The sequence below is a fragment of the Alteromonas sp. G4i13 genome, from assembly GCF_054960505.1.
In genome coordinates, this window is the sequence record NZ_JBHNYX010000111.1 from 1 (window position 1) to 879 (window position 879).

The 879-nt window shown below is 48.8% G+C and carries 1 protein-coding gene; it reads right to left on the reverse strand.

Going from position 1 to position 879, the window contains the following annotated elements; all coding sequences use genetic code 11:
* The coding region (gene ltrA / locus ACFI6J_RS21510) for a group II intron reverse transcriptase/maturase (RefSeq protein WP_462586398.1) at positions 1–828 on the reverse strand (828 nt) is incomplete at its 3' end.
* Positions 829–879: the final 51 nt, after the last annotated feature.

An 879-nucleotide genomic window follows, 5' to 3' on the forward strand; every position in this document is an offset into this window, starting at 1 on the left:
AAGGAACTTCACGCCATCGTCACTGTGTGTGATATGTGTTTTCTCCGTGTTTACGCTGAGCTTTAGCTTTCCTTCTAAGATATGTGTGGCTTGTGCTTTGGCATTCTCTGCCGCTGTACGACTGCAACACAAGATAAGGATATCATCAGCATAGCGCACTATTCTGTGCCCCCGCTGTTTCATTTCCTCATCGAACGCATCCAGATAGATGTTCGCTATCAGTGGGCTTATTACCCCACCCTGCGGACTGCCTGTCTCTGTCTGCTGCCAATGTCCATCGACCATCACCCCACTTTGTAAGAACTGAGTAATAAGGCTCAGCACGCTGCCATCACGGACCCGTCTTTTGATGCTCTTAATGATAAGCGTATGGTCCAGCTTATCGAAGCACTTCGACAGGTCCATGTCCACTACATGCTGACGCCTATATCGACGGATAAACATGGTGGCTTTGTTGATGGCATCGTGACAGCTCCGCTTCGGTCTATAACCAAAGCTGGATGGATGGAACTGTTCTTCGAAGATGGGGGTTAGGAGGTCTTTCAAGCATTGTTGAACGACTCTATCCCTGACTGTTGGGATACCCAACAGACGCTCACCACCACCGTCTTTCGGGATAATGACCCGCCTTACCGGTTGCGGTTGATAGCGTTTGGTTTTGAGTTCAAGAAGAAGCTGCGATAGTTCATTATCCAGATTTGAGGCAAACGCGCTCAGGCTCTGCCCATCTATTCCGGCCGCGCCTTTCGCTTTGAATACCTTTTTAAATCCCTTGAACAGTCTGGCTTTATTAAGCAAGTGACCGTACAAACTATAATAAACCCGCACGCTTCTCCTCGAAGATGGTGTGCTGTGTGGGGGCCGATGACTTCTTTTCGT